Origin of the sequence: Pseudorhizobium marinum (assembly GCF_000705355.1) — a bacterium.
Lineage (GTDB): Bacteria > Pseudomonadota > Alphaproteobacteria > Rhizobiales > Rhizobiaceae > Neorhizobium > Neorhizobium pelagicum.
Map to the genome: position 1 here is coordinate 1 of NZ_JMQK01000044.1, position 240 is coordinate 240.

The following is a 240-nucleotide window of genomic DNA, read 5'->3' on the forward strand; positions in this document are numbered from 1 at the left end:
CCGGTTTGCGGACGATCGCGCGGCCCATGGCCACACGCTGGCGCTGGCCGCCGGAAAGAGCCCTCGGCTTGCGATCGAGGTATTGTTCGATCTCCAGCATCCGCGCCGCCTCCGCCACGCGGGAGTCGATCTCGGCCCGCGGCGTGTTGCGGTTCTTCAAGCCGTATTCGAGGTTCTGGCGCACCGTCATGTGCGGATAGAGCGCATAGTTCTGGAAGACCATGGCGATGTCGCGTTCGG

1 protein-coding gene is annotated in these 240 nt (G+C 65.4%); it reads right to left on the reverse strand.

Features of this window, described 5'->3' with window-relative positions; translation table 11 throughout:
* The coding region (locus EO99_RS0124815) for an ATP-binding cassette domain-containing protein (protein WP_029621237.1) at positions 1–240 on the reverse strand (240 nt) is incomplete at both ends.